Annotated in this window: 1 protein-coding gene; it reads left to right on the forward strand. The window is 63.4% G+C overall.

Annotated features, from left to right (window positions below; genetic code table 11):
• Positions 1-118: 118 nt before the first annotated feature.
• A partial coding sequence (locus tag AC1DU6_RS29510) for a hypothetical protein (RefSeq protein WP_477861548.1) occupies positions 119-1,874 on the forward strand: 1,756 nt, incomplete at its 3' end.

A 1,874-nucleotide genomic window follows, 5' to 3' on the forward strand; every position in this document is an offset into this window, starting at 1 on the left:
GGTTGATAGTGCCGCTTGCTCTTGATTTCGCAATTCGAAAATATGCTGTTTTGGAATGGATTTTTTACCCCAAGAAGACCACATAAATAGGGGYAATTAAACCCTGAAAGGGGAATATATGTTTAGCATCAAGTTTGTGCGTCGCTTGGGTATCTTCGCCAGCGGAGTTGCCYTTTCCGTCATCGTGTCCGCGGCGACCGCGGATCCGACGCCCGTGAATGGCAGTTTCATCGTCGACACGCTGCCAAGCCAATGGCTCATCGTGCGGGGGACGAAAGCCACCGCATCGATCACCGTCCGCGATGTCGACGGCCAATTTGCCTACCGTGCCGACAATTTCGTGCTCAATGCGTCGAGCAACCTGCTGACGCTGCCTGCACTCACGCCGGGCTTCTACAGGCTTACCGTCCAGGTGCCCGAAGAGGTGGCGGTCAAGCCGGTCTCCTTTGTGGTCATCCCGGCCACTCGCCCAAAGCTGGACAAGCGTTTCGGCATGGACGYGGGTCTGAGCTGGTACGGCGGCGATGATCAGTCGATAGGCAAGGCCATCGATGCCTTGTCGGCGGCCGGTGTCGGCTCCGTGCGTGACCGACTGCGCTGGTCCCAGGTGCAGCTCACCGCTGCGGTGAACCCGCCGTTGTGGGGGCGATTCTTCAACGTGGCCCGCAGGCTGTCCCTTGCAGGTTTCTCGCAAGTGACGTCGTTCCACGATTCACCGGCCTTTACTCGCTACAGCAGCGACACGGTGACGTCGGGCGACCGCAAGCCGCCACGCGACCTTGCGGCGCTGCAGGCTTTCGGCGCGGCGTTTGCGCGCGACATGGGTCCRTACTTTGACGGGGTCGAATATTGGAATGAGCAGAACACCGATTTCTACCTCGGTACGCCCTGGCAATATGCCTCGCAGTTGAAGGCGTTCTATGCAGGTGTGAAGTCGGCTCGGCCGCAATTGAAGGTGCTGGGTGGAGCGCCGTCCCGCGGGCTCGACGAGTTTTTCAAGGCGACCTACGAGAACAGCGGCGTGGCGTCGCTGGATCTGCGCAACCAGCATTACTACGCCAATCCCGACCAGACGCTGGAGTTCGTTGCGGCCAGCGTCGCTCCAATCGACGCCGCCGGCGGCGCCACGGGTCAGCCGGGCTGGATCACCGAGACCGGCCTGGGCGTGCAGGGTCCGACGGGCACCGCGGGTCCCATCACGGCCGCGACCGAACGGGCGCAAGCGGCTTTCCTCGTGAAGACCTATGCATCCGGGTTCGCTGCGGGCTACGAGCGCGTCTTCTTCTTCTTTTTCCGGGAACTCGTCGAGCAGGGCCGCGCCAACTGGGGCGTGTTGAATGCCGACTTTTCACCGCGCCCGTCCTATGCGGCTCTGGCGGCATTGGTGCGGCACGTGAACGGCAAGCCGTTGGCGGGCTATCGCCACGTGGCGAATTCCGCTTCGTCCGCCGTGTTCTTCGGTGACGGTACTTCCGGTGTCGTCGCGGTGGCCTGGGGTGACGAGGCGGCCTCGGCCAAGTGGCCCGCCGATGCGAAGTTCTGGGACATGTTCGGCCGCCCGCTGAACCGCAGCGAGTTGGGCGGCAGTGAGCCCGTGCTCGTCGCCACGACTTCAACCAGCCTGGTCGGCATCACCAAGCTGCCCGCGGCGGCCGCGTCAGTCGCGGCGCGTGCGACGCTGCGTATCGTCGGCGACATCGAGGCGCCGGGGACCGTTGGCAAGGAGGTCGTGGGTGCTCATGCGCTCGAAGCGGCGACGGTGGCAGGTAGCACCGTTCGCGTCAGCGGTGCCGTGCTGGCGAACTCTTCCATAGTGGCACAGACGCTGAACGTGGATTGCTCGGGCAGCAGCGACATGGTGCCGGTGCAGAGGC

Source organism: Roseateles sp. P5_B10 (assembly GCF_056400485.1).